At 61.6% G+C, this 219-nt stretch carries 1 pseudogene; it reads right to left on the bottom strand.

The annotated features are described in order from the left end of the window. Positions 1 to 17: 17 nt before the first annotated feature. A pseudogene (locus tag FDX22_RS20770) lies at positions 18 to 219 on the bottom strand (MFS transporter); the annotation flags it as partial.

The raw sequence follows: 219 nt of genomic DNA on the forward strand, positions 1-219 counted from the left end.
GTTGCCGGGCCTGGCGTTTATGCACGCGGCTGCGTGATACGCAGGCCGCTCACTATGGCAGCAACCGTTGCCAGTACACCCGCAGTTATCAGAGATATATGTGTTCCGTTATCGCCAAACTGATTGAGCATCAATGCCACCAGCGCTGCGCCGGTACTTTGCCCTAACAGGCGCGCCGTTCCCAGCATACCGCTCGCCCCGCCGCTGCGCTCACGCGGC

This window comes from Citrobacter sp. TBCS-14 (assembly GCF_005280805.1).
Classification (GTDB): domain Bacteria; phylum Pseudomonadota; class Gammaproteobacteria; order Enterobacterales; family Enterobacteriaceae; genus Citrobacter; species Citrobacter gillenii.